This window comes from Cupriavidus sp. 01L415 (assembly GCF_056400065.1).
On the sequence record NZ_JBFTSP010000006.1, the window covers coordinates 157,783 to 181,777 of the forward strand.

Annotated in this window: 24 protein-coding genes; 7 read left to right on the top strand and 17 right to left on the bottom strand. The window is 66.7% G+C overall.

All coding sequences use genetic code 11. The features are described from left to right. Positions 1-17: 17 nt before the first annotated feature. The 8 genes from AC1DOX_RS13700 to AC1DOX_RS13735 form a co-directional block, all read right to left on the bottom strand. Positions 18-641 (bottom strand): FMN-dependent NADH-azoreductase, encoded by a 624-nt coding sequence (locus tag AC1DOX_RS13700; RefSeq protein WP_441622321.1) that lies wholly within the window; start codon positions 639-641, stop codon positions 18-20. Continuing rightward, positions 638-1,075: a GNAT family N-acetyltransferase gene (locus tag AC1DOX_RS13705; RefSeq protein WP_441622323.1), complete on the bottom strand. Its 438-nt coding sequence runs from the start codon at positions 1,073-1,075 to the stop codon at positions 638-640. The genes AC1DOX_RS13700 and AC1DOX_RS13705 overlap by 4 nt, the downstream gene beginning before the upstream one ends. Positions 1,076-1,292: 217 nt before the next feature. Further along, entirely contained in the window at positions 1,293-1,529 is a 237-nt protein-coding gene (locus AC1DOX_RS13710; protein ID WP_441622325.1) for a DUF2798 domain-containing protein, read from the bottom strand. Between the two features lie 36 nt (positions 1,530-1,565). Then, the gene (locus AC1DOX_RS13715) at positions 1,566-2,291 is read right to left on the bottom strand and encodes a cysteine hydrolase family protein (protein WP_441622402.1); all 726 of its coding nucleotides are present in this window, start codon (positions 2,289-2,291) and stop codon (positions 1,566-1,568) included. 76 nt (positions 2,292-2,367) lie between these two features. Next, a complete protein-coding gene (locus AC1DOX_RS13720) occupies positions 2,368-3,357 on the bottom strand; it encodes an alpha/beta fold hydrolase (RefSeq protein ID WP_441622327.1) in 990 nt (329 codons plus the stop codon). 100 nt (positions 3,358-3,457) lie between these two features. Then, entirely contained in the window at positions 3,458-4,048 is a 591-nt protein-coding gene (locus tag AC1DOX_RS13725; protein WP_092136284.1) for a TetR/AcrR family transcriptional regulator, read from the bottom strand. Between the two features lie 96 nt (positions 4,049-4,144). Continuing rightward, a complete protein-coding gene (gene pdxR, locus AC1DOX_RS13730; RefSeq protein WP_441622329.1) occupies positions 4,145-5,716 on the bottom strand; it encodes a MocR-like pyridoxine biosynthesis transcription factor PdxR in 1,572 nt (523 codons plus the stop codon). 137 nt (positions 5,717-5,853) lie between these two features. Then, positions 5,854-6,918 (bottom strand): hypothetical protein, encoded by a 1,065-nt coding sequence (locus AC1DOX_RS13735; RefSeq protein ID WP_441622331.1) that lies wholly within the window; start codon positions 6,916-6,918, stop codon positions 5,854-5,856. Between the two features lie 414 nt (positions 6,919-7,332). Here AC1DOX_RS13735 and AC1DOX_RS13740 point away from each other — a divergent pair, with 414 nt between their 5' ends. The 3 genes from AC1DOX_RS13740 to AC1DOX_RS13750 all read left to right on the top strand — a co-directional run bounded on the left by AC1DOX_RS13740 (position 7,333) and on the right by AC1DOX_RS13750 (position 9,311). Beyond that, a complete protein-coding gene (locus tag AC1DOX_RS13740) occupies positions 7,333-8,088 on the top strand; it encodes an SDR family oxidoreductase (RefSeq protein WP_441622333.1) in 756 nt (251 codons plus the stop codon). A gap of 29 nt (positions 8,089-8,117) precedes the next feature. Beyond that, complete coding sequence (locus tag AC1DOX_RS13745; RefSeq protein ID WP_441622335.1) at positions 8,118-8,534, top strand: cupin domain-containing protein; 417 nt, start codon at positions 8,118-8,120, stop codon at positions 8,532-8,534. 261 nt (positions 8,535-8,795) lie between these two features. Then, a complete protein-coding gene (locus AC1DOX_RS13750) occupies positions 8,796-9,311 on the top strand; it encodes a Fur family transcriptional regulator (protein WP_441622337.1) in 516 nt (171 codons plus the stop codon). Positions 9,312-9,339: 28 nt separating this feature from the next. On the opposite strand, the gene AC1DOX_RS13755 is transcribed toward AC1DOX_RS13750, so the two are convergent. From AC1DOX_RS13755 to AC1DOX_RS13765, 3 genes are read right to left on the bottom strand one after another with little or no spacing between them, the layout of a single operon-like run. Beyond that, a complete protein-coding gene (locus AC1DOX_RS13755; RefSeq protein WP_441622339.1) occupies positions 9,340-10,032 on the bottom strand; it encodes a Vgb family protein in 693 nt (230 codons plus the stop codon). A 33-nt stretch (positions 10,033-10,065) separates the two neighbouring features. Next, positions 10,066-11,286 carry a helix-turn-helix domain-containing protein gene (locus AC1DOX_RS13760; RefSeq protein WP_441622341.1) on the bottom strand — a complete coding sequence of 407 codons (1,221 nt, stop codon included), beginning with the start codon at positions 11,284-11,286 and terminating at the stop codon, positions 10,066-10,068. A gap of 33 nt (positions 11,287-11,319) precedes the next feature. After that, a complete protein-coding gene (locus tag AC1DOX_RS13765) occupies positions 11,320-11,604 on the bottom strand; it encodes a winged helix-turn-helix domain-containing protein (RefSeq protein WP_092136266.1) in 285 nt (94 codons plus the stop codon). Between the two features lie 308 nt (positions 11,605-11,912). On the opposite strand from AC1DOX_RS13765, the gene AC1DOX_RS13770 reads away from it, so the two are divergent. Further along, complete coding sequence (locus tag AC1DOX_RS13770; RefSeq protein WP_441622344.1) at positions 11,913-13,154, top strand: efflux RND transporter periplasmic adaptor subunit; 1,242 nt, start codon at positions 11,913-11,915, stop codon at positions 13,152-13,154. After that, positions 13,151-16,351: an efflux RND transporter permease subunit gene (locus AC1DOX_RS13775; protein ID WP_441622346.1), complete on the top strand. Its 3,201-nt coding sequence runs from the start codon at positions 13,151-13,153 to the stop codon at positions 16,349-16,351. The genes AC1DOX_RS13770 and AC1DOX_RS13775 overlap by 4 nt, the downstream gene beginning before the upstream one ends. 35 nt (positions 16,352-16,386) lie before the next feature. On the opposite strand, the gene AC1DOX_RS13780 is transcribed toward AC1DOX_RS13775, so the two are convergent. Together AC1DOX_RS13780 and AC1DOX_RS13785 are read right to left on the bottom strand one after the other, a co-directional pair. Beyond that, complete coding sequence (locus tag AC1DOX_RS13780) at positions 16,387-16,749, bottom strand: cupredoxin domain-containing protein (protein WP_441622348.1); 363 nt, start codon at positions 16,747-16,749, stop codon at positions 16,387-16,389. 10 nt (positions 16,750-16,759) lie between these two features. Further along, a complete protein-coding gene (locus AC1DOX_RS13785) occupies positions 16,760-17,647 on the bottom strand; it encodes a metallophosphoesterase family protein (RefSeq protein WP_441622350.1) in 888 nt (295 codons plus the stop codon). A gap of 238 nt (positions 17,648-17,885) precedes the next feature. Here AC1DOX_RS13785 and AC1DOX_RS13790 point away from each other — a divergent pair, with 238 nt between their 5' ends. After that, the gene (locus AC1DOX_RS13790) at positions 17,886-18,536 is read left to right on the top strand and encodes an RNA polymerase sigma factor (protein ID WP_441622352.1); all 651 of its coding nucleotides are present in this window, start codon (positions 17,886-17,888) and stop codon (positions 18,534-18,536) included. Continuing rightward, the gene (locus tag AC1DOX_RS13795) at positions 18,523-19,326 is read left to right on the top strand and encodes an anti-sigma factor family protein (protein WP_441622354.1); all 804 of its coding nucleotides are present in this window, start codon (positions 18,523-18,525) and stop codon (positions 19,324-19,326) included. Before AC1DOX_RS13790 ends, AC1DOX_RS13795 begins: the two co-directional genes overlap by 14 nt. Before the next feature lie 117 nt (positions 19,327-19,443). Here the strand turns inward: AC1DOX_RS13795 and AC1DOX_RS13800 are convergent, their stop codons facing one another. From AC1DOX_RS13800 to AC1DOX_RS13815, 4 genes are all read right to left on the bottom strand, one after another. After that, on the bottom strand, positions 19,444-21,732 hold the full coding sequence (locus tag AC1DOX_RS13800) for a xanthine dehydrogenase family protein molybdopterin-binding subunit (RefSeq protein WP_441622356.1): 2,289 nt from the start codon (positions 21,730-21,732) through the stop codon (positions 19,444-19,446). 15 nt (positions 21,733-21,747) lie between these two features. Then, positions 21,748-22,206, bottom strand: a complete 459-nt coding sequence (locus tag AC1DOX_RS13805) for a (2Fe-2S)-binding protein (protein WP_441622358.1) — start codon at positions 22,204-22,206, stop codon at positions 21,748-21,750. A 290-nt stretch (positions 22,207-22,496) separates the two neighbouring features. Then, positions 22,497-23,384, bottom strand: coding sequence for a c-type cytochrome (locus AC1DOX_RS13810; protein WP_441622360.1), 888 nt, complete (start codon positions 23,382-23,384; stop codon positions 22,497-22,499). Between the two features lie 123 nt (positions 23,385-23,507). Beyond that, positions 23,508-23,900: a nuclear transport factor 2 family protein gene (locus AC1DOX_RS13815; RefSeq protein ID WP_441622362.1), complete on the bottom strand. Its 393-nt coding sequence runs from the start codon at positions 23,898-23,900 to the stop codon at positions 23,508-23,510. Positions 23,901-23,995 lie beyond the last annotated feature (95 nt).

The window sequence follows — 23,995 nt, forward strand, 5'->3', positions numbered from 1 at the left end:
CGAGAACCCGACCTGCGTTATAGCAGGGCGCCTTCGCTCAGCCATCGCGCGGCCTGGTCTTCGATCGCAAATCGAGGCACTTCCGCAAACGCCAGGCCCGTGGCGTGCGTGAACCGGATGTCCTTGAGGCCGATGACGCCAAGCACCGCGGTCAGGTACGGGCGAAAGAAGTCCGGTTGAACGGGAGGATCGCGGAACATGGCGCCGCCGGAGGTCACCGCCACAAACGTCGGGCGATCACGCAGCAATCCGACCTTTCCTTCGGCCGTGTTGACGAATGTGACGTCGCGTCGCACCACGAGATCGATCCAGTTCTTGAGCACGGCCGGCACAGTGAAGTTGTAGACCGGCGTGGAGATCCAGAGCATGTCGGCCTGTTCGAGCTCCTCAATCAGCGCGTCCGAAAGCGCGAGCGCTGCGCCATGGCTCTCCTTCGCTTCGGCGACAGGCAGAAGCAGCGACTCGGCATACGACGCTGTGATGGCCGGCAGGGGCTCGGTACCCAGGTTGCGTTTCGTGACACGGATCTCCTGCCCTGAAGGCGCCGGCAACGCAGGAAGCAGTTGCTCGGTCAGGTGCCGGCTCGTGGAAAAGCCGCGACGAGGGCTGCAATCGAGCAGCAGCACATTAAGCGGTTTCATTGCAATTCCATGCTGAAGTGGAGACCCTGGGCGAGCAGGCCTGAACGGAAGTAAAAACGGTGCGCCAGCGTGTTCGCGAGGGCGGTATCCAGAACGAGTTTCCGGCAGCCTTCCGTGCGTCCAAGCTCGCGAAGCGCTTCCAGCAGCCGCTCGCCGTGGCCCTGCCCCCGACCTTCCGCACCGGTAATCAGGTCGTCAACATAAATGAAGCGCCCGTGGATCATGTTGTCGAGCCGGCGGTATCCGGCCAGCGCCACGGGCTTGCCGTCGTCCCAGACGCCGAGCAGCCGGTAACCTTGTTCGCCTTGCAGCCTGACGGCGGCCAGAAGATCTTCCGGGGTCTTCAGTTGGGGGCGCAGTTGCCGCATGACAGGAAAGCAGGCGCGAATCTCCGCCTCCGTCTCCGCATGTCCGAGAATCAGGTTGTTTGCCATGGTGCCGATGAGTGCTGGTTTGTGTAGCTTCAATGTAGTGGAACGATGTCACAGCCAACAGGGACATGATTTGCCCTTTCAACTAGACCATTAGCAGGATGGCGCCTGGCCGCAGCCGGCAGAGGTTGCGATGCAGCCGCATGACGGGACGGCAGAACAGGTCCCGGAAGGTGGAAAGCCGGATGCGCTGGCAGCCAGTGTTGATACTGGCAAGCCATCAGGTCTGGCGGTGACTGGTGATTCGATCGACGATGCGTCGAATAAGGGGAGCCGCCAACACCACAATCGGCACCATGGTCAGCCACGAGATGCCCCACGTTCTCAGCCAGTGCTGAAGAAACATGCCCTGGTCTGCAGATGGCAAATTCGCGATGGCGGCAGAAATCGAACAGGTGAATCCGGTCTGGATAACGCCATAGGCGAGATGGCTGTAACGCAAAGGAATCTTGAGCATCAAAGCCACCTCTTTTCTTCCTCTATTGCGCGAGCGTTATGCCGGGACGACCGCGCTTTCCGTAAGCCGCCGCACGGTTTCGTCGGTATCCCAGAGGGCGTTCGCGATATAGCGGAAATTGACCAGCGCCGCGTGATAGCCGTCGCCCTCCGGCACCTTCGGGCCGGCCACGGCATCGCGCACGACTGCGACTTCGAAGCCCTGCTCCAGCAGATCCCTCAAATGGGATTCGACGCAGAGATTGGCGGCCATGCCCGCGAGGATCACCTGATCGACGCGCTGCTTGCGCAACTGCAGAACGACGTCGTTGGATTGCGGGCCATAGAGCTTGTGCGTCGAGCAGATAATGGTCTTGCCATCCTCGATGTACGGCTTGAGCTCCGGCATGAAATCCGCACCCGAGCCGCGAAATCCGTCCAGCGTCAGCGCGCCGGGGCGGTCAAACATGCCGACGGCATGCTGGAACATCTCCGCGGGGCCCTGCACCTTCCACGTGTGATCGTGGGGAAAATAGTAATGCGGGGAAATCGCGACGGTGATGCCGGCCTGCTTAGCGGCCTCGAACAGACGCACCAGGTTGGGCACCAGGTTCTGCTCCGTCACGCTTTCTCCGACAACGCCCCAGCTACGGCCTTCTGGACTCATAAAGTCGATCTGCGGATCAATCACCACGAGCGCTGTGCGCGACAGGTCCAGCGTAAGGCTGGCTTTCGGCAACGCCGGATCGACCGGATCTGCATACTGGGTTGGGGGATTGCACATGGGAATTACCTCTTGCGATGAATGAACCGGGTCGACGCCTTGCATCTCGGTGCTGCCGGGAGAGAGGGCGACGGGCTTAACTGCGAATGAATGCGAGAAGGTCGGCATTGAACTTGTCGCGATGCGTATCGGTGAGCCCATGCGGCGCGCCGGGATAAACAATCAGCTTCGAGTTCCTGACCAGCTTTGCGGATGCGCGTCCGGCGGCATCGATCGGAACGATCTGGTCGTCGTCGCCGTGAATGATCAGCGTAGGCACGTCGATCTTCCTGAGGTCCTCGGTGAAATCGGTTTCCGAGAACGCCTTGATCGAGTCATAGGTGTTCTTGTGTCCGCCCTGCATGCCCTGGGCCCACCATGCGTCGATCAGACCTTGCGACGGCTTTGCACCGGGACGGTTGAAGCCGTAGAACGGCCCGGCCGGTACATCCTTGTAGAACTGGGATCGATTGGCGAGTTGCGCGGCGCGCAGGCCGTCGAACACTTCAAGCGGCAGGCCGCGCGGATTGGCGGCAGTCTTGAGCATCAGGGGCGGCACGGCCGACACCAGCACCACTTTCGAGACGCGTCGCGTGCCGTGCCGGCCGATATACCGCGCCACCTCGCCACCGCCGGTGGAGAAACCCACGAGGACGGCGTCCCTCAGGTCGAGGGTTTCGAACACGGTCGCCAGATCGTCGGCATAGGTGTTCATCTCGTTGCCATTCCAGGGCTGACTTGAACGGCCGTGGCCACGACGATCATGCGCGACCGCGCGATACCCTTCCGACGCGACGAGCATCATCTGGGCCTCCCAGCTATCCGAGCTGAGCGGCCAGCCGTGGCTGAAGACAACGGGGCGGCCGGTACCCCAGTCCTTGTAGTAGAGCTGGGTGCCGTCCTTCGTCGTGATGTAACTGCCGGAAGCCGCACCATTCGGCTTCGCGGATGCGGCCCTCGCGGCGGACGATGCTGCCGTCGCTGACCCGGGCAAGCCGGCGGCGACCAGCGCGCTGGCCGTGGCTGCGCTGCCGAGCAGCAGGTCACGTCGGGACACGCCTTGGGCAAGACGACGATTGGCGGACATGGTGAGATTCCTTTCTTCGCTATATGAGTGGGAATTGGCCGGATGACTGCATTGCAAAGGAGCATAAACGACCAGTCGTCTATTTAAAGGGTAAAAAAAATCAGCCCAGCAACCGCTTGAGGGTGATCTGATGAAAACGTCGGCAAGCGTCGCCATTGCGCTCGACCTTGCTGCGCATGACGGCCCCTTCCCATGCCTCGACGATGATGGCCGCCAACTGCGCGGAATCACAATCCGCATCCAGTTCCTGCCGGGTCTTCGCCTCCTCGAGGCAGGCCGCCACCATGCCTTCCCACTTGGTCAGGATCTGCGCCAGGGCAGCCCGGACTTCGACGCTGGAATGGGAAAGCTCAAGGGAAAAGTTGGCGATGATGCACCCCAGCTTGAATTCATGCGCCGCGTGGTCTTCCACCAGCAATTCGAACAGCTTTTCGATCCTCGCCAGCGGCTTGATGCGTGCGTCGTACATCACCTTGCCGTGGCGTTGTTCGATGGACTCCCAATAGGCTTCGAGCACTTCAGCGGCAAACGCTTCCTTGCTGTCGAAGTAGCTGTAGAAGGACCCCTTGGGGACACCCGCAGCCGCCACGATGTCCTGCACCCCAGACCCGTTGAAGCCCAGTTCATGAACAACACGACCGCCGTCGGTCAGCAGTCGGTGACGAATCTCGGGATTGGCGGGCCGTGGCATGTGGGATCAGTGGGTGAAGGTCGATGGACGGAATATAGACGACTGTCTGGTTATTGTCAAACGGCACGCACGTCACTTTGACCAAAAACGATCGCCCTATGCTTTCAGCACCTGCATGAGGTCCGCAACCAGGCGATTGGCTTCGGTCTGACTGCGCAGATTGGTAAAGCCCATCAGCAGGCCCCGCCGGCCTGGCGCACCATGCCGCCATGCCGTCAGCGAGTGGATGCCGAATCCGGCCGCCCGCGCGCGACGAACCATCGCCAGATCGTCAAGTTCATCCCTGACGCCGACCAGAAGATGCATCCCGCCATCCTGCAGGCAAACCGTGAAGCCGTCCGCCTTGTAGGGCGCCAGCGCCTCGGCCAGCATCGCGCGGCGCCGCGCGTAAAGCGTCCGCATGCGCTTGATATGCCGGGCGAAGTGCCCCTCGGCGATAAACTCCGCCGCCACGGCTTGCAGGAGTTCGGGGCAGCCGCCGTGCGCCGCGCGCCTGCAGGCCAGATCCACCGCCGCCACCTGACTTTGCGGCACGACCAGGTATGAGAGCCGTAGCCCCGGGTAAAGGACCTTGCTGAGCGTGCCGCAATAAATTACCCGGTCGCCTGTATCCAGGCTCTTCAACGCCGGCAACGGGTGGCCGCGGTAACGATATTCGCCGTCGTAGTCGTCCTCGATGATCCACGCGCCCTGATCACCAGCCCAATCGAGCAGCTCGACGCGCCGTTGCAGTGTCAGCGCGACGCCCGTCGGGCACTGGTGCGATGGCGTCACCACGGCCAGGCGTGCATTGGGAAAATGCTGACGCCCAAACTCCACGTCGAGGCCGTGTTCATCGACTGGCACGGTCGAGACTTGCAAGCGCTGCCGCTTGAGCGATTGGGCTGTCGGCGGGTAGCCGGGGGACTCCACCCACGCACCTTCGCCCTCCAGATTGAGGGCATCCATCATCATCGCAAGGCCGGCGGTGTAGGCCGGCACGACATACACCTGGTGCGGCTGGGCGTCGATGCCCCGTGAACGTTGCAAGTAAGCGGCCAGCGCTTCCCTCAGAGGGCCATATCCGGCGGGCGCCGGCTTGGTCAGTGAGCCGGCCCTTCGTATTTGCCGCGCCATCAGCCTCGTCCACAGTTTTCGCGGGAACTCATCGAGCGCGGGAAGCCCCAGCTGGAACGGCGTAGGAGCTCCACCATCCGTTTCGATGAAGCCTTCGGTAGCGCCCTGGACTGCCGGTGTGGGATTCGCCGGTTCGGCGTCCGCGCGATGGGGGCGCGATGACGTGATCTGCTCGGAAACGAAGGTCCCCGCGGGGCCCCTGGCGATCAGGTAGCCCTCCCCCAACAGCCTGTCGTAGGCGACCTGGACGGTCCCACGGGCCACCCCAAGCTCGACGGCAAATGCACGCAGGGAAGCTACCCGCTGCCCGGGCTTCAGCTGCCCCTGCTCGATCAATGCGCGAACCCGGGCATAAATCTGCTCGTGCAGCGGCGATGCATTGGATGTGTCCTGAACCGATGACTTCGACATAGCGTGGTCAAAAAACAAGAAGCGCCCGGTTCCGACGAGCGGACACGGGCGCAGCACAACGTGGGTACGGCGTGCCTGATGTGCGTGAGTCAGCCTGAGCGGCCCGACGGCAAGCGACGACGCAGAGGCCGAGGCAAGCATTCCCCGTGTCCAGGGTGAACACGCGAACTTGCCGCTACGGTAGGACCGCTGCCCGTCTTCACCGGCTTCCGGCTGGACGCCGTAAAGCTTACACCGCGGTGCCGGTGAACGGGTTGGCGGCGCACCAGGCTTCCGGCTCAGGTGCCGGAGAAATTCACACGCATTCCGCACATGGCGAGCATGATGACGATCGCGACCAGCACGGCAAAGGCGGTGCCCCACAGCACCATGCCGTCGGCCAGCCGGCGTCGGGTGCCATGCGCCAGCGCCACGATCCGCATCCCCGCAAACGGGTGAGCGATCACGGCCACCACGGCCAACAGGTAGTAAGGCACCAACCGGATGTTCCAGGCATCGCGAATCAGCCCGGCCGGCGCGCCGATTCCGAACGACCAGTCTGACTCGATATGCAGATGGATGCGTGCGAGGTACAGCACCGCATTCAGGTGGCTGGTGATGGCCACCGCAAGATAGACGCCCGACGCGATCTGGAATGCGCGGAAGCCATCACAGGGACGCTCGGTCTGCCGCCACGCCATGACCAGCCCGGAGCCGATCAGGAACACCGTGCCGGCGATCAGCAGCGGCTCGAACACGGTCGAACGGTAGAACAGCCGCAGCACCTTCATCACGGCAACGTGTGTGTCATTGCCCGCCAGACCCAGCAGGTGATTGCCCAAATGAAGGCTCAGATAGGTCACGATAAATCCCAGGGCGACGATGCCATGCGCCCAGCGCAACCGGACCAGCGGCGCACGCTCCTGCAGCGTCACGGGCCGCTGGTTATCGGACCGCGCGATGGCGATCGCCAGGCCGCCCCAGAAGACCGCCAGCACCCATTTGTCGATCGCCGACACGCCCGCCAGGAAGCAAACCACGCCGATCAGCGTGAACAAGGGCGGTGCGGCCACGGCAAATATCGCCACCCGGCGCGCCAGCAAGACCGCCGCCGTCGGCGTGGTCAGGCGGAACAGCGGCACCGAGACTGCCAGCGCCAGCAGCGGCACAGCAAACGCCAGGGCCAGACTGATCGCCGCAATGGCAATGGCCAGCACGCTGCCGTCCGCCGCGGCCGGCACGGCCTGGTGAAAGCTCATCAACGGGAACGGGTAGAGCGCCGCCGCCAGCGGCGGCAGCAACCACGTCACAGGCGTGATGGCGCCAGCGCGGGCCTCCCCACGATCTTGCGAAACAACATCCATCGATATCTCCTCGGAAGGGTAGTCGGCGTTGCGCGGCAGTGTCCTGCCCGATACCCGCCTTCGTCACGGCCCGGCCGTGAATGGGACTTGCAGATTCAGCAATGCGCCGATAGCAGAGGGCCACGACATGCGGCCACAAGCAGCGGCGGAATTCTGGCCGATCGACACCTCCATCGACAGGCACAGATTTTGAACTTTCGACTAGGCCATGAACCAGCGCGGGAAGAATCGAATACGCTGCTTGCCAGCGGGACACCATGCTCACATCAACACGGCGGACCTGGGCGCAGCGGGTGACTCAGGCGTGGCTGAAGCGCGCATCGCCGACGCCCCTTGCCGTTGAATTTTCTGTTGGATGTGCTAGTCCTTAGATATTTTCCTCAGCCGCATTCGGACCCATCCAAAGGGGTAATCATGAAGATCGTCATCATCGGCGGCACCGGCCTGATCGGGTCGAAGACCGTCGCCATCCTGCGCCAGGGCGGCCACGAGGTCATTGCCGCGTCGCCCAAGAGCGGGATCAACACCATCACAGGCGAGGGTCTCCAGGCAGCCCTGGCCGGCGCGCAGGTAGTAGTCGACCTCGCCAACTCGCCCTCGTTTGAAGACAAGGCAGTGCTGGAATTCTTCGAGACCTCCGGCCGCAACCTCGCGGCAGCGGAAGTCGCGGCGGGCGTCGGACATCATGTCGCACTCTCCATCGTCGGCATCGAACGATCGCCCGACAACGGCTATTTCCGCGCCAAGGTCGCCCAGGAAAAACTGATCGAGGCCGCCGGCATCCCCTACACCGTCATCCGCTCGACCCAGTTCCTGGAGTTCCTCGGTGGCATCGCCGCATCCAGTGTGGATGGCGACGTCGTCAAGCTTTCGCCCGGCCTGTTCCAGCCCATCGCGGCGGACGACGTGGCTGCCATCGTTGCCGATGTCGCGGTCGCGGCGCCGCGCAACGGCATCGTCGAGATCGCGGGCCCGGAGCGCGCGCCGTTCGATGAAATCATCGCCCGCTACCTTAAGGCGGTCGGCGACCCGCGCAAGGTCGTGCGCGACCCCGACGCCCTGTATTTCGGTGGCCGCGTCGAGGAGCATTCGCTCGTGCCATTGGGCGAGGCGCGCCTCGGCCAGATCGGCCTGGACGAATGGCTGCGTCGCGCCAAGTCAGGCGCCTGATCCCGTATTCACCAACACGAAAAAGAACCATGAAACGCATCCTCTGTTCCCTGCTTCTTGCCGCCCTGCCGTTCGGCGGCGTGCTCGCGGAGTCGCCGGCGTCGAAGAACGCCAAGGTCACCGTCGTCTACCAGCACGAGCTGCCGAATGTTCCCGGCAAGAGCATCAAGGGCGTGCTCGTCGAATACGGCCCAGGCGGCTACTCGCCCGGCCACACGCACGCCAAATCCGCGTTCATCTACGCGACGGTGCTCGAGGGGGAGGTCAGCAGTCAGATCAACGATGGACCGGTGACGACCTACAAGGCTGGACAGAACTTCTCCGAGATGCCCGGCGACCGCCACGGCGTCAGCGCCAATGCCAGCAAGACCAAGCCGGCCAAGCTCCTCGCGGTATTCGTGGTGGACACGGCCGATACGGAACTGACGACGCCGTTCGGGCACTGAGGTGTAAGACCTTCGTGCGGAGGTTCGGCGTCGCGTGAAAGCGGGATGCTGTGCCTCCGGCTTCGGTGCCTCTTGGAGGTTGCTTCAAAATGAAGCGAAGCGGTCCTGGCTAGACGCGCGGCCGCAGGCAGTACAAGTGGTACGACAAGCGGGTGTGGCAAACCCGGCAACGACGCCAGGATCTTTTTGAAGCGACCTCTTAATGAGCGGTTAAGAAAGCTGACGTAGGCTGACATTCCAACCTACAGCATTGCTCCTCTCATGCCCCCTCCCAGCACTGCTTCCCCGGACGCGCGAAACGCGGAGCAAGCCACGTGGAGACTCGCCACGCATGGTCTGGCGGATACCATCGGACGCCGCGCGGCGATCCTGCTCCTGCTGGAAAGCCCGCAACGCCACCAGACCGCCGATGCGCTATGTGCCGCGATGCTGGTCTCGCGGCATCGCTGCGCCTTGTCCAGTTTCCGCAAGGCCATCTATGAGCTCGCTGCCGCAGGGGTGCTGGCGCGCGTCACGGTCTGCCCGTTCGGCAGTCACCAGATGCACTACTACGAGCTGGCGGAACGCCCGCATCACCATCTGTTCTGCGTGTGCTGCCATCGCATCGACGAAGTGGCCGATGGCATCCTCGACGATCTCCAGCAGCGCGCCCTGCGCGCGCACGGCCTGTCGCCAGTCTTCGCCATCAGCGGCGCGATGCACGGCGTATGCGCGGCATGCGCCAGCGCCGGCACGAACTCGGCGGCGCGCGCCGACGCATTGCATCACCCTGCGTGAACCGACGGCGCACCGCGTGACAGCGCGTTTATAGCGACTCGCGCCTGGCGTCGGCAGTTACCTCCGTGCCACCGCCCTTTGCCGAGCCCCGCTTCGGTCGGCGAACAGCCCTGATATTTCCGCTGTCTCCGCCTCCGCAGAAGAACTGGTCCGCGCCATCCGACTCCAGCCCCGACACGCCGACACCCGCCGGCAGCGCCAGTTGCTCCAGCACCTCGCCCGTCTGGGGATCGACTCGCCTCAACTCGCTCGCGTCGTTTTCCCAGGTGCCGTGCCACAGTTCTCCGTCGACCCAGGTGACACCGGTCACAAACCGGTTGGATTCGATGGTGCGGAGAATTGCCCCGGACTGGGGATCGACCTGATGAATCTTCCGGTCCCGATATTGCCCCACCCAGAGCGTGCCTTCGGCCCAGGCAAGACCCGAGTCGCCACCGCCGCCGGGCGCCGGGATCGTGGCGAGGACACGGCCAGTCGCCGGATCGATCTTCTGGATGCGATCCTCCGCGATCTGGAACAGGTGCTGGCCGTCGAATGCCGTGCCCGCGTGGGCGGCGACATCGATCGAGCGCAATCGCTTTCCGGTCGCCGGATCGAGCGCATTCAGCTTGTCTCCGGTGGCAAACCAGACTTGCTGGCCGTCATAGGTGACCCCGTGCACATGGTCGACATCCGGATAGGGGCCGTACTCGCGGATGATCTGGGCGCTGGATTGGTTCATGGGTTTCACGATGGGCTGGTTGATGGCTCCATCCTAGTCGCTCGGCAGGGGCGCGGGGAGTAACAAGGTCGTCGCGAATCCCGGCACGGGCGGCGTCATCCATCGGCGCGCCCGTCCGCGACCAAACGCCTGCACCTTGCCGGCTGCCGCGAGCGCATCGAGTGCCCGCTGCACGGTGCGCTGGCTGGCGCCCAGCGCCACGGCCAGCGCCGAGCTCGACCACGACTCGCCATCGGCGAGGAAGGCGATCACCGCCGCATGCGGCGCCTCGACGGGCTGCGCCAGCACGACGACCTCGCCTTCGTGGCGCGGCACCAGCGCGAACCCTCGCGGTGTCGCGCTGACGTCGGCCAGCGTGCCAAGCAGCGTGCGCAGTCGCCCGATCTCGACTCGCAGCCGCGCGCGATGGGATTCATCGGCGTGCTTCGCACGGAATGCCCGTGCGACGAGCGTATCCCTCGGCACGTCTTGCGGCCACGCCTCGGCCAGCGCGCGGGCCAGCGTGAACAACACCGGGCGCGTGGAGAGCGAGACCACCGTGCCACCGCGGCGCACCGCATAGCGGCACGCGTCCACGATGAACGCCTTCGACGCCAGCAGCGCCTCGACTTCATCGAGGCGGAGCAGCCGCTGCCCGCCACGCGCGATGAGGCGCGCCACGGGCGTGGCGAGGACGAGGGCCACGTTGTCGACCTCCGCCGCCAGCGCGGGAATTCCAGCGTGACGCGCGGCGTGCCCGGCCCGCGCGAGCGCGGCGCGTGCGGTCTTCATCCGGATGCGTCGTATCGCGATCCCCGCGACGACCAGTTCGTGAGCGGCCCGCAAGGCCGGGGGAAACGGTGTCGGATCGAGTTCGCCGAGCGCTCGCTCGGCGTCGTCAAGGCGCCCGATCAGGAGCAGGCGCCGGACCTCGAGGTAACGCGCATGCGCGGCATTCACGCGGTCGCCGTGCGCTTCGAGCGTCGCCCGTGCGGCATCGAGCGCCTTGGCCGACCAGCCCAGGTCGCGAGAAACCAGCGCGATCTCGGCCTCGGCGACGATGCATCGCGCGCGGGCGACGGCCTCCCTAGGGCCGAAGGCACGCGCCGCGCCACGCACGAGCGCCTTCGCGCGAACGAGGTCGCCAAGCTGGGCCATCGCGATACCGCGAAGCGCGAGCGCGGGGGCGTCGTCGCGCAAGGCGACCCGGTTCAGTGCACCAAGCGGATCACCCGCCGCGAGCGCGCGCGCCGCGGCCGTAATGAGAGAGTCCATCAGAATCCCGCCACGCTGGACCGGCGGGCGGGGTCACCCGAGGCCACTGCTATCGACGTACTCCAGCGCCTCGCGCACCGCGCGGCGCGCCTTGAGCACGTAGCAGACGCGGCGGTCGCGGATGGTCAGCGTCACCACATCGGCCTGAACCAGCTCCTGGAAGTGATGCGTGGCGCGCGGCAGGCTGAGCCCGGCCAACTCGGCGAGGCTCACCGCGGGCAGGCCGGCTTCGCCAGCCTCCAGCAGCGCCCGGCAAATGACCGCGCGCGCCGGCACGGCCAACAGGGCGAGGGTCAGGGCGCTTTCCTGGGTCTCCATCTTCAACCCCTTCTTCTGGTCTGTCCGGCAACGGCTCCAACCGCTGCCATGCGGCGGCAACGGCCTCCCGCTTTCCTTCTACGCCGCGTGTTGCGCAAACGCAATAGGGACCACCGCCCGATAGGGGCGCCGCACAACACCTGACCCGCTCCCCTCCCCGGCGCCACCCGTCGGACGCCTGAAATACTGAAATAAACAGTAATAGGACGGTCGTATCGCACATACCTCGTGCGCAGTATGCTTGTATGGTCAAGCGACGGATGTTGCGCCAGACCGCCCCGCGCGGCAGCGCCCCCACCGAGGCCACCATGCCCGCTTCTGCTCCCCTCCACAGGCGGCCGCTCGCGCTCGCCCTTGCCGTCATCGCCATGGCACTCGTTGCCTGGCTGCTGGCCGGCCCGGCGGCCAGGCTGCTCAGCCCCCGCGAAGCCGCCAAGGCCGCCCCGGCGATCGTTGTCACCACCGCCACCGCCCGTGCCGAGGATGTCGATATCGGCCTGACCGGCGTCGGCACGGTGCAAGCCATGGCCACGGTGACCGTGAAGCCACGCGTCGATGGCCAGCTCGATCGCGTGGGCTTTGTCGAAGGCCAGGATGTGCAGGCCGGGCAGGTCCTGGCGCAGATCGATCCGCGCACATTCCAGGCGCAGCTGCAGCAGGCCCAGGCCACGAAGGCGCGTGATGAGGCGCAACTGGCCAACGCGCGGCTGGACCTGCAGCGTTTCGAACAGCTGATCAAGCAGGACTCCACCACCCAGCAGACCCTGGATACCCAGCGTGCACTGGTGGGCCAGCTCGCCGCCGCCGTGCGCAACGACGAGGCGCAGATCGCGCTGGCCAGGGTGCAACTCGATTTCACCACCATCACCGCGCCGCTGGCGGGCCGGGTGGGTGCGCGGCTGGTGGACCCCGGCAATATCGTGCATGCCGCCGACTCCACCGGCATCGTCGTGATTCGCCAGATCGACCCGATCGACGTGGTGTTCACGCTGCCCGACGATGCATTCGGCCGGATCAACCGCGCTGTGCAGGCCAGCCGCACGCCGCTGGCGGTCTACGCCAACGAACGCGTCAGCGACATCGAACTCGGCAAGGGCAGCCTGATACTCGTCAACAATACGATCGACACCACCAGCGGCACCATCCAGCTCAAGGCGCGCTTTGCCAATCCCACGCACGCGCTGTGGCCCGGACAGTACGTCAACGCGCGGCTGGTGCTCGGCCAGCGCGACCGCGCCGTGACGATCCCCGCCTCGGCCGTCCAGCGCAACGACACCGGCACCTATGTCTACGCGGTGCAGCAGGACGCCACCGTCAGGCTCCAGCCCGTGGAAGTGGGCGAACTGCAGGGTGCCCGCGCGATCATCGCCAAGGGCGTCAGCGCCGGAGACCGCGTCGTGGCGGATGGCCAGTACAAGCTCAAGCCCGGCGCGACGATCGCGGAGGCGCCGGCCCGCCCCGCCCCCGGCGCGGCCAGCGGGCCGGTGGTCGCCGCGAATGCCGCGAATGCCACGAACGCCGCCACCCCCGCGACTGGCGTGCGCCCATGAGCATTTCGGCCATCTTCATCAAGCGGCCGATCGGCACGTCGCTGCTGGCGCTGGCGCTGTTGCTGGTGGGCGTGGCCGCGTGGCCGCTGCTGCCGATCGCCCCGTTGCCGCAAGTGGATTTCCCGACCATCCAGGTCTCGGCCAGCCTGCCCGGCGCCAACCCCGAGACGATGGCGTCCAACGTGGCGCAGCCGCTGGAGCGACAGTTCTCGCTGATCGCCGGGCTCGCGCAGATGACCTCCACCAGCGCGCAGGGCACCACGCAGATCACGCTGCAATTCGACCTGAACCGCAGCATCGACGCCGCGGCCGTGGATGTGCAGGCCGCCATCAATGCCGCCGGCGGCCAGTTGCCGGCCAACCTGCCCAGCCCGCCATCGTTCCGCAAGATCAATCCGGCCGACTCGCCGATCCTGGTCCTGGCCGTGCAATCCGATGCGCTGCCACTGACCACCGTCAATGACTTCGCGGACAACATCCTGGCGCAGCAGATCTCGCAGATTGCCGGCGTGGGGCTGGTCAATATCGGCGGACAGCAAAAGCCCGCGGTGCGTATCCAGGTGGACCCGGGCAAGCTGGCGGCGATGGGCATGAGCCTGGAAGACATCCGTGGCGTGATCGCCGCCACCACGGTCAACCAGCCCACTGGCAGCACCGATGGCGCCACCAAGTCCTTCAACGTCTACACCAACGACCAGCTGACCAAGGCCTCCGCGTGGAACGACATGGTGCTGGCATACCGCAACGGCGCCCCCGTGCGCGTGCGGGATGTCGGCCAGGCCGTGGACGGCCCCGAGAACAACCGGCTGGCCGGCTGGGGCTTCGCCGGGGCGGCGGCGCCAGCGGACAACACCTTCCACAACGGCCGCGCGATCATCCTCGCGGTCACCAAGCAGCCGGGCGCCAACGTGATTGCCACGGTGGACCGCATCAAGGCCGCCCTGCCACGGCTGCAGCTGTCGATTCCGGCATCGGTCAGCGTCAACGTTCTGGCGGACCGCACGCAGAACATCCGCGCGTCCGAGGCCGACGTGGAATTCACGCTGACCCTGACCATCGTGCTGGTCGTGGCGATCATCTTCGTGTTCCTGCGCAACCTGCCGGCCACGCTGATCCCGAGCGTGACCGTCCCGCTGGCGCTGCTCGGCACGGCCGGCGGCATGTACCTGCTGGGCTACAGCCGCGACAACCTGTCGCTGATGGCGCTGACCATCGCCGTGGGCTTTGTGGTGGACGACGCCATCGTGATGCTGGAGAACATCTATCGCCACGTGGAAGCCGGCATGACGCCGATGGAGGCCGCCCTGCAGGGCGCGGGCGAAATCGCGTTCACGATCGTATCGATCTCGGTGTCGCTGGTGGCCGTGTTCATCCCGCTGCTGCTGATGGGCGGCATCGTCGGACGGCTGTTCCGCGAATTCGCGGTGACCGTCACGCTGACCATTGCCGTGTCGGTGCTCGTCTCGCTGACGCTCACGCCGATGCTGTGCTCGCGCTTCCTGCGTCCCCACGACCCGGCGCATGCCGAACAGCATGGCCGCGTCTATCAATGGTTCGAGCGGGGCTTCGACGCGATGCTCGGCGCCTACCGGCGCGGGTTGGATCGCGTGCTGCGCCATCAGTTCGTCACGCTGTGCGTCTTCCTGCTGACCGTGGCCACCACCGTGGCACTGTTCCTCTATATCCCCAAGGGCTTCTTTCCGCAGCAGGACACTGGCTTCCTGTTCGGCATCGCCGAATCGGCGCAGGACGCTTCGTTCAAGTCGATGAATGCGCGCATGGTGGCACTGGCCGACGTGGTGCGCAGCGACCCCGACGTGGCCGCCGTGGGCATGACCGGCGGACAGAACACCGTCAACACGGGCAATTTCTTCATCAGCCTGCGCCCGAAGGAGCAAGGCCGCACGGCGACCGCCGACGAGGTCATCGCCCGGCTGCGCCCCCGGCTGGCCAGGGTGGAAGGCGCCAACCTCTTCCTGCAGGCCGGGCAGGACATCAACGTGGGCGGGCGACTGTCCCGCACGCAATACCAGTTCACGCTGACCGATGCCAACCTGGACGAACTGAACAGCTGGGCGCCGCGCGTCCTAGCGCGCTTCCGCGAGCTGCCGCAACTCGCCGACGTGGCCTCGGACCAGCAGAACGCGGCGGCCGCGGCGATGCTGACGATCGATCGCGCGCGCGCGTCCAGCTTCGGCATCACGCCGGCGCTGATCGACGCCACGTTGTACGACGCCATTGGTCAGCGCCAGGTGGCGCAGTACTTCACACAGATCAACAGCTACCACGTGATTCTCGAAGCCACGCCGCAAATGCAGGACGACCCCCGCCTTCTGGACAAGCTCTATCTCACCTCGCCCATTACGGGCCAGCAGGTGCCGCTGTCCGCCTTCGTCAAGGTGGACACCAACCGCACGGCCTATCTGTCGATCAGCCACCAGGGGCAATTTCCGGCTGTGACGATTTCGTTCAACCTGGCGAGCGGCGCGGCGCTCGGCGACGCGGTCACGGCCATCAACGAGGCGCTGGCCGGCATGGGCCGGCCGCGCACGCTCACCGGCGCCTTCCAGGGCACGGCGCTGGCGTTCGGCGCTTCGCTGGCATCGCAGCCGTACCTGATCGCCGCCGCGTTGATCGCCGTCTACATCGTGCTCGGCCTGCTCTACGAGAGCTACATCCACCCGCTGACGATTCTCTCCACCCTGCCCTCCGCTGGCGTGGGGGCGCTGCTGGTGCTGATGCTGGGTGGCTACGATTTCACGGTGATCGCGCTGATCGGCGTGATCCTGCTGATCGGCATCGTCAAGAAAAACGGGATCATGATGGTGGACTTCGCCCTCGTGGCGGAGCGCGAGCGCGGCATGTCGCCGCACGACGCCATCTATGAAGCCTGCCTGCTGCGCTTTCGCCCGATCATGATGACGACGATGTGCGCATTGCTGGCCGGCCTGCCCCTGATGCTGGGGCACGGCGCCGGGTCCGAGCTGCGCCGGCCGCTTGGCTACGCGATGGTCGGCGGGCTGGTGGTGTCGCAGATGCTAACGCTGTTCAGCACGCCGGTGGTCTATCTCTACCTCGACCGCGCGCACCACTGGTACGTGCGGCGCAAGGCGGCACGCAGCGGACGCCCGCTGCCCCCGCGCACCGACAAGCACGCGGAAAAGACGCGTGAGTACATCGGTGGCGAAGGCGACTAAGGCGGCGCCATGCCGGCGTGCTGCGCTACATCGCATCACGTCACGTCGATGGTTCCCCCCATGCTCTCATGGCCCGACCCGCAGAAGATGTCGCACAGGAAACCATAGCTGCCGGGCTTGCCCGCCGTCAGCGGCACCTGCACCGTCCGGCCTGGCGGGAGATCGGCGCGCACCTTGAAGTCCGGCGCGCTGAAGCCCATGACGACGTCCTCGGCGGTCATGGCGAGCAACACGGTTTCACCCGCCTTCAGGGCGATGCGATCCGGCGTGAAGACGAAGCGGCGTGCACGCACGGCAATCACGCGCGGCGCGGCGGCATCGCCATGACGAACCACGGGCGCCACCGCGGCGGCCAGCAGCCACCCCAGCAGCGCGCGGCGAGACAACTTGTCGGTCATCGCTGGCTCCTTAGACACTCTTCACGACGGGCCGCTCGGCGAGGCGAAAGCCCTCGGGCGGCCGCGTCGCCGTCACTTCGCGCCAGCCCAGGCCGCGATAGGGCTGCGCGGCGTCCCATGGCAGCGGGGCTCGCTTGGGTTGCGATCCGGGCGGCGGGAGCGGAAACATCAGCGAGCGCGCCGCGTGGTGCGCGATGTGGCCGGTCATCTGGTGGTGCTCCTGATGGATATGCCCGTAGAACACCGTGACATTGCGATAAGGCATCAGCAGGTCCACGACCTGTGCCCCGTCGCGCGTCGCCCAGTCCCATTGCGGGTAGAGATCGAACAGCGGCCGGTGCGTGAAGACGACGATGCGGGCATCGCGCGACCGCTTGCCGAGGTCTTCCCGCAGCCAGGCGCGCTGAGCATCGCCGACCTGGCCGGCCGGGTCCGACACGTTGTCCAGCACGATGAAATGCACGCCCTTGTGATCGAACGTGTAGTGCGTGGGGCCGAAGAGTTCTCGATACGCCTCGCCGGCGTCGAGGCTCGCATCGTGCTCCCCGGGCATCAGGTGCACGGCGCCGGCCTTGAGCGGGGCGATGATCTCCTTGAACTCGCGCATGCGGCGCCGCCGTTCGCCGGCATCGTCGGTGGTATGCGTCAGGTCGCCCGTGAACATGATGAAATCGGGTGGCTGCTGCAGCGCGTTGACCGCCGCCACCGCGCGGGGCAGCGTGCCGCGCGCATCGGGATTGGGCGCGCCTTCGAAGCCCCAATGCGCATCGGACAGCTGGACGAAGACGAAATCCTCGTCGCGCCCCGCCGCCCAGCCGGGCAGGGCCGACGCGAACACGGCGCCGCCGGCCGCGCCCGCCAGGCGCAGCACATCGCGCCGACTCCAGGTTCCATGCATGACTGCCTCCATACGTCAGGTGGGTGTGCCTGTCATACCGGCTGGGGTCGCGCGTTATTCCCGGTTGGGTGCACGATCTGGTGCCGGATTTCGCGGCCGGCAGGATGCCCGGCAGCCCGAAGCAAAAAAAATCGGCCAGATACGGCGACGACGGGAATAGAATCGGCGCAGCGCCGGTATATCGGAGAACGCACCATGCTTCTACGCCCACGCCTCACGCCTCGCCCAAAGGACTGACTTGGACGCCGCCGCCACGCGCCGCCGATTTGACGACCTGGTGTTGCCGCACCTGGATGCCGCGTACAACCTCGCCCGCTGGCTGTGCGGCAACACGGGCGACGCCGACGACGTGGTGCAGGAGGCCTTCCTGCGCGCATTCCGGCTTTTCGGCAGCTTCCGGGGCGACCAGCCACGGCCGTGGCTGCTGGCCATCGTCCGCAATACCTGGTTCACGACGTGGCGAAAGCGCAAGACGGCGGCCGAGACCGGCTACGACGAGGCGACGGAAGCCGACACGGCGCTGCCCGACTGGCACGGATCGCCGACCGACCCCGAGCAATGGCTGCTGCGCGAGGAAGACGTCCGGCTGGTGCACGCCGCGCTCGAACAATTGCCGGTGGCTTTCCGCGAAGTCCTGGTACTGCGCGAGCTGGAGGAACTGCACTACCGCGACATCGCCCGCATCGCGGATATTCCGGTCGGCACGGTGATGTCCCGGCTGGCCCGTGGGCGGCGGATGCTGGCCGCCGCGGTGGTGGCGCTGCGCGACGACGCGGCGCCGCGCGCGACGACCAGCGCCGCGCGTCATGACACTGGAGCGGACTCGGGTACGGATACGGGCGTGAACGCCGCGCGTCCCGCGGGGGAGACAGGCCATGGACTGCAATGACGCGAGGAACCTGCTGCAGGCCTGTGCCGACGGCGAAGTCGGCGCGGCGGACAGCGTGCGGCTGGAGCGACACCTCGAGGACTGCGACGGCTGCGTCACCAGCCTGCGCAATCTGCAGGCGCTGCGCGCGGCCACGCGCCACGGCGCGTCCTATCATCGCGCGCCCGCCGAATTGCGCGCGCGCGTGCTGGCCGCGCTGCCGGGCGCACCACAGGAAACCTTCGACGATCTCGCCGCGCCGCCCGCCCCCGCACGCTGGCGCAACTGGTTCACATGGTCACCCGCCGCCAATGCCGCGATGGCGGTCGTCACGGTGGCGGCGGTCGGGCTGAGCCTGTCCCAGTATGCGCAGCGCGAAACACCGGGCGACGTCACCGCCAACGCCATCGTCGCCAGCCACGTGCGCGCACTGATGTCGACGCGCGCGATCGACGTGGCATCGTCCGACCAGCACACCGTCAAGCCGTGGTTCAACGGCCGCATCGACTACGCCCCCGAGGTGCGCGACCTGTCCGGGGCGGGCTTCCCGCTGGTGGGCGGCCGGCTCGACTACATCGACGGGCAGCGCGTGGCGGTGCTCGTGTACCGGCGCAACCAGCATCCGGTCGACGTGTTCGTCATGCCGGGCGACAGTTCAGGCGATCTGGGGGAACGGGTGCGCCAGGGATACCAGCTGGAGTCCTGGGCGGCGCGGGGGATGCGCTACTGGGCCGTGACCGATGCGTCGGCGGGCGATCTGCGCGCCTTCGTGCAGGCGTGGCGCAATGCGGAGGGTGGCGGGGAACGATAGCGCCGAAGGGTGGCACCGAAGGGTCGCACCGAAGGGTCGCACCGAAGGGTCGCACCGAAGGGTCGCGCGTTGCGCACCGGCGGATCACCGGTGCGCAACGCGAGCCTGCTGCTTGCGTCAGGTTGTCAGCACGAACGGCAGCTGACGCTGGCGCTTGCCGGTGAGGCGGAACAGCGCGTTGGCCACCGCGGGCGCGATCGCGGGCACGCCCGGCTCGCCGAGGCCGGTCGGGTTGTCATCGGAAGGCACAAAGAACACGTCCACGCGCGGCGCGTCCGGCATGCGCGGCGGCGGATAGTCGGGGAAGTTGCTGTTCTTCACCACCCCGTTCTCGATCTCGATGGCAAACCCGGGCCGGGTCATCGCCAGGCCAAACACGCAGCCACCCTGGATCTGCGCCTCGGCAGACAAGGGGTTGACCACGCGGTTGGCATGCACGCCCGCGGTCACGCGATGCACGCGCGGCTCGCCCTTGACGATCGACACGTCCACCACGTACACCACCACGGAGCCGAACGACTCGTGCACGGCCACGCCCCAGGCATGGCCCTTGGGCAGCTTCTTCTTGCCGTAGCCGGACTTGTCCACCGCCAGCTGCAGCGCGGCGCGATGCCGCGCGTGCTTGCTGGCATCGAGTTGCGCCATGCGCCATGCCACGGGGTCCTGCTTCGCGGCGGTGGCCATTTCATCGGCCAGGGTCTCCTTGACGAAACCCGTATGCGTGTTGCCCACGGACCGCCACCAGAGCACCGGCACATCCACCTTCGGGTGATGCACGGCCAGTTGCAGCGGCAGCGCGTAGTCGTTCTCCAGGATGCCCTCGGTCATCGTGGCGTCCACGCCGTTCTTGACCATCATCTGCTCGAACGGCGTACCGGTGATGATCGACTGGCCGACGATGGTGTGCTGCCAGCCCACGACCTTGCCTTGCGCGTCGAGCCCGATGCGAGCGCGGTGCACATGCAGCGGACGGTAGTAGCCGCCCTTGATGTCGTCCTCGCGGCTCCACATCACCTTGAGCGGCTCGGCATGGCCATTGGCCACCCACGCACGCAGCACGCCGGCCGCTTCCACCAGGTAGTCCGACGTGGGTACCGCGCGGCGGCCGAAGCCACCACCGGCCATCATCGTGTTGAGCGTGACCTTGTCCGGCGTCAGCGACAGCGTGCGCGCGATGGCCATCTGGTCGATGGTCTGGAACTGCGAGCCCACCCACACCTTCACGGCGGTGGCCTTGTTGCCAGCCACTTCCGCCTGCATCGTGCAGTTCAGCGGCTCCATCGGCGCGTGGGCCAGGTAGGGCACGCGGTACTCGGCTTCGATCACCTTCGCGGCCCCGGACAGCGCCGTGTTGATGTCGCCGCCCTCCAGCGCCCGGGCCACCGTGCCCGGCTGCGCGGCCAGCTTGCTGTACTGGTCGTACAGCGCGGCCGTGCTGACGGTGGAGCCGACGTCTTCCCAGACGATCTCCAGCGCCTCGCGCGCTGTCTTGGCCGGCCAGTAGCCGTCGGCCACCACCGCCACGCCGGTGCCGCCGCGATCCACGGGCACCAGCATCACGTCGACCACACCCTTGATCTTGCGGGCGCGGTCGGCATTGAAGGACTTGACCTTGCCGCCAAAACGCGGCGGGCGGGCCACCACGGCCACGACCATGTCCTTGAGCCGGGTGTCGATGCCGAACACGGCATCGCCATGCAGCTTGGAAGCCGAATCCAGCCGCGGCGTGGGCTTGCCGACGATGCGGAACTGCGACGGGTCCTTCAGGCTGACCTGCGCGGGCACCGGCAGACCCATCGCGGCCTGCGCCAGTTCGCCATAGGTGGCGCGGTTGGACCCGGACGTGACCACGCCCATCGACGTGGTGCAACTGGCCGGGGCGACCTTCCACTGCTGCGCGGCGGCGGACACCAGCATCGCGCGAGCGCGGGCGCCCAGTTCGCGGTACTGCTGGAACGAGTGGTTCAGCGCCGTGGAACCGCCCGTCATCTGGATGCCGAACGCGGGATCCTTGTAGGCGTCGCCGGCCGGTGCCAGCGTCGCGCGCACGTTGCGCCAGTCGACGTCCAGCTCTTCGGCCAGCGCCATCGGCAACGCGGTGTGGACACCCTGGCCGAACTCCAGCCGATTGACGGCAATCGTCACGGTGTTGTCCGGCGCGATGATCAGGAACGCCTGCGGCGGCGACGGCGGCTTGGCCGCCCCGCCCTCCTGGGCCTGGGCCATGCCGCTGGCACCCACGCCCGCGATGCCGATCGCCAGCCCGCCACCCGCCAGGCCGGTCAGTTTCAGAAAGCTGCGGCGGGACAGCGGTGCGACGGGCACCGCGCTCGCCGGCTGGTCCGCATGAATGCCGCTGCCGCCGGCGAGGGCCGCAATGCCATGTTCGATGTCACGAATGCGCATGATGGCTCCCCCGGATCAGGCGATGGCCCGGGCGGCATCCTTGATGGCCGCGCGGATCCGTTGGTAGGTGCCACAGCGGCAGACGTTGCCGGCCATGGCCTGGTCGATATCCGCATCGGTCGGACGCGGCTTGCTGCGCAGCAGTCCGACGGCGCTCATCACCTGGCCGTTCTGACAGTAGCCGCACTGCGCCACGTCATGCTGGATCCAGGCGGCGAGCACGGCACGGCCGATCTTGTCGTCCGGCATGCCTTCGATGGTGCCGACCTTGCTGCCGGCGGCGGCGGAAATCGGCGTCACGCAACTGCGCGTGGCCTGGCCATTGATGTGGACCGTGCAGGCGCCGCAGGCGGCCATGCCGCAGCCGAACTTGGTGCCCGTCATCGCGAGGTTGTCGCGCAGGGCCCAGAGCAGTGGCGTGGACGGATCGGCGTCCACCTCCACGGTTTTACCGTTGATGGTGAGGGTGGTCATTTCGGGGACAACTCCTTGGGTACTTTGCCCGTCGAGATTTTTTTCGAGCGGACCGCCGGGCCGATGGCGATTCGGCATCGTTGGCCACCGGCGGAACCCAACGAGAATAGTGCAAATCGGGATTTCGTGCGTTGCACCGTCCACATCACGCGGGATGCACCGCAATGGGGCGAAACGGGGTGATGGGAGGCGACGGACGTGATGGCGCCGCCGTGGATGCGCCTGCCATGGCTGGCCCGGATCAGACCGGGCCGGGCATGCCGTGGGGCGGTCCGGCGGTCGACAAAGGACTAGGGGCGCTGCGTCCCGGCCAGATAGAGATACAACGCGTTGAGGTCCGTATCATTCATCCTGGAAAACGACGCGATTGGCATCACGCGGCTGACTTCGGTGCCGTCCGGGCGCTTGCCGGTACGCATCATGGTGACGAACTGCCCGGGCTGGGCATAGCGCTTCATCACCCCGCCCGGGCGCAGGTCGGACGCGGGCGGCCAGTCCGGCGGCGCGCCGGGAATATTGCCGCCACGCAGGTCGGCGCCGTGGCAGCCCATGCAGGCGTTGGCCACATAGGCGCCATAGGATGCGGAGACCGTCGCCGCGATCGGCGCCGACGGAGGCAAGCGGTGGTCGATCTTTTCGGCGGCGTCTTTGATCACGCCGGCACCGTAGAGCCCGCGCAAGAACCAGGGCAGCCGGATCTCGGCGGGCTGCCCCCTGGCCGGCGGCAGGCTGCGGACGTAGGCGACCAGCGCGGCGAAGTCATCGTTGCTCAGGCGGTTGTATTCCTCGCTCGGCATGATGAGGAGCGGCCGGCCCGATGGCGCCACGCCGTGGCGGATGGCGCGGTCCCAGTCTTCGGGCTGGTACCTGGCGATGGCGGGATTGGCCGTGGTCAGGTCGGGGGCGCGCACGCGCAGGCCGTTGGGCTCGTCGAAAACCTGCTTCCCGGCGGCGTTGACGCCGTGGCAATCCATGCAGCCGCGCGATTCATAGAGATACTTGCCGTGGGCGATGGATGCGGCGTCGTCGCGGAAGGCGACCGGCTGGACCTCGACATCGATCTTGCGCTCGAGCTTGCGGCCGCCCCACCACCAGGTGCTGCCGACAGCCACGACCACGACCACGACGAAGGCAATGAGCGCCGAACTGCTGATGCGGAAAAATCGCGCGATATCCATGGGATCCCCTGATATGCCGCCTGCCGCGCGGCACCGGGGGTGATTGCAGCCGGTGGGCCCCCGCGCGGTCTGTGCGCGATAGTACAGACCGGCGGCGCCACGGGAAAGGCCTTCGGAGCCGCGTCAGGCCATGCCGGCCGGCGCGCGGTCGATAAAGCCGGTCATGCCTTGCAGGCGGCCATCGGCCGACACCGTGGCGAAGTCCGTCCCCACCACCAGCGCGGCATCGCCGGCGGGGCCCAGCTCCCACGAAAAGCGCAGGTGCTCGCCGTGGGCGTCCACCGGCGTGACCCGCGTAAAGCGGAAGCCCGGGAAGCGCTCCTGCACCCCGGCGATCATCGCGTCGATGCCCGCATGGCCCTCGCCCCGCATCAGCGGATCCACGTAGACCGCCGTTTCGGTCCAGGTGCAGCCGATCAACGCACGGCGGCGTGACGCATCGGTCTCGTTCCACGCGGCCAGGTAGCGGTCGGCCAGGTCGGTCAGGGCTGGGTTGGCGGGGGTTGCGGTCATCATGCGCTCCTTTATCAAGGCGGTTGCGAATGCGGGATGACTGCATGATCGGCGCCCGGCGGCCATCGCGCGATTACGCATCAGGTAATCGTCACGAT

Coding starts and splice junctions, on each gene's coding strand:
- AC1DOX_RS13700 (WP_441622321.1), bottom strand. CDS start 641: ATGAAACCGCTTAATGTGCTGCTGCTCGATTGCAGCCCTCGTCGCGGC.
- AC1DOX_RS13705 (WP_441622323.1), bottom strand. CDS start 1,075: ATGGCAAACAACCTGATTCTCGGACATGCGGAGACGGAGGCGGAGATT.
- AC1DOX_RS13710 (WP_441622325.1), bottom strand. CDS start 1,529: ATGCTCAAGATTCCTTTGCGTTACAGCCATCTCGCCTATGGCGTTATC.
- AC1DOX_RS13715 (WP_441622402.1), bottom strand. CDS start 2,291: ATGTGCAATCCCCCAACCCAGTATGCAGATCCGGTCGATCCGGCGTTG.
- AC1DOX_RS13720 (WP_441622327.1), bottom strand. CDS start 3,357: ATGTCCGCCAATCGTCGTCTTGCCCAAGGCGTGTCCCGACGTGACCTG.
- AC1DOX_RS13725 (WP_092136284.1), bottom strand. CDS start 4,048: ATGCCACGGCCCGCCAATCCCGAGATTCGTCACCGACTGCTGACCGAC.
- pdxR (WP_441622329.1), bottom strand. CDS start 5,716: ATGCTTGCCTCGGCCTCTGCGTCGTCGCTTGCCGTCGGGCCGCTCAGG.
- AC1DOX_RS13735 (WP_441622331.1), bottom strand. CDS start 6,918: ATGGATGTTGTTTCGCAAGATCGTGGGGAGGCCCGCGCTGGCGCCATC.
- AC1DOX_RS13740 (WP_441622333.1), top strand. CDS start 7,333: ATGAAGATCGTCATCATCGGCGGCACCGGCCTGATCGGGTCGAAGACC.
- AC1DOX_RS13745 (WP_441622335.1), top strand. CDS start 8,118: ATGAAACGCATCCTCTGTTCCCTGCTTCTTGCCGCCCTGCCGTTCGGC.
- AC1DOX_RS13750 (WP_441622337.1), top strand. CDS start 8,796: ATGCCCCCTCCCAGCACTGCTTCCCCGGACGCGCGAAACGCGGAGCAA.
- AC1DOX_RS13755 (WP_441622339.1), bottom strand. CDS start 10,032: ATGAACCAATCCAGCGCCCAGATCATCCGCGAGTACGGCCCCTATCCG.
- AC1DOX_RS13760 (WP_441622341.1), bottom strand. CDS start 11,286: ATGGACTCTCTCATTACGGCCGCGGCGCGCGCGCTCGCGGCGGGTGAT.
- AC1DOX_RS13765 (WP_092136266.1), bottom strand. CDS start 11,604: ATGGAGACCCAGGAAAGCGCCCTGACCCTCGCCCTGTTGGCCGTGCCG.
- AC1DOX_RS13770 (WP_441622344.1), top strand. CDS start 11,913: ATGCCCGCTTCTGCTCCCCTCCACAGGCGGCCGCTCGCGCTCGCCCTT.
- AC1DOX_RS13775 (WP_441622346.1), top strand. CDS start 13,151: ATGAGCATTTCGGCCATCTTCATCAAGCGGCCGATCGGCACGTCGCTG.
- AC1DOX_RS13780 (WP_441622348.1), bottom strand. CDS start 16,749: ATGACCGACAAGTTGTCTCGCCGCGCGCTGCTGGGGTGGCTGCTGGCC.
- AC1DOX_RS13785 (WP_441622350.1), bottom strand. CDS start 17,647: ATGCATGGAACCTGGAGTCGGCGCGATGTGCTGCGCCTGGCGGGCGCG.
- AC1DOX_RS13795 (WP_441622354.1), top strand. CDS start 18,523: ATGGACTGCAATGACGCGAGGAACCTGCTGCAGGCCTGTGCCGACGGC.
- AC1DOX_RS13800 (WP_441622356.1), bottom strand. CDS start 21,732: ATGCGCATTCGTGACATCGAACATGGCATTGCGGCCCTCGCCGGCGGC.
- AC1DOX_RS13805 (WP_441622358.1), bottom strand. CDS start 22,206: ATGACCACCCTCACCATCAACGGTAAAACCGTGGAGGTGGACGCCGAT.
- AC1DOX_RS13810 (WP_441622360.1), bottom strand. CDS start 23,384: ATGGATATCGCGCGATTTTTCCGCATCAGCAGTTCGGCGCTCATTGCC.
- AC1DOX_RS13815 (WP_441622362.1), bottom strand. CDS start 23,900: ATGATGACCGCAACCCCCGCCAACCCAGCCCTGACCGACCTGGCCGAC.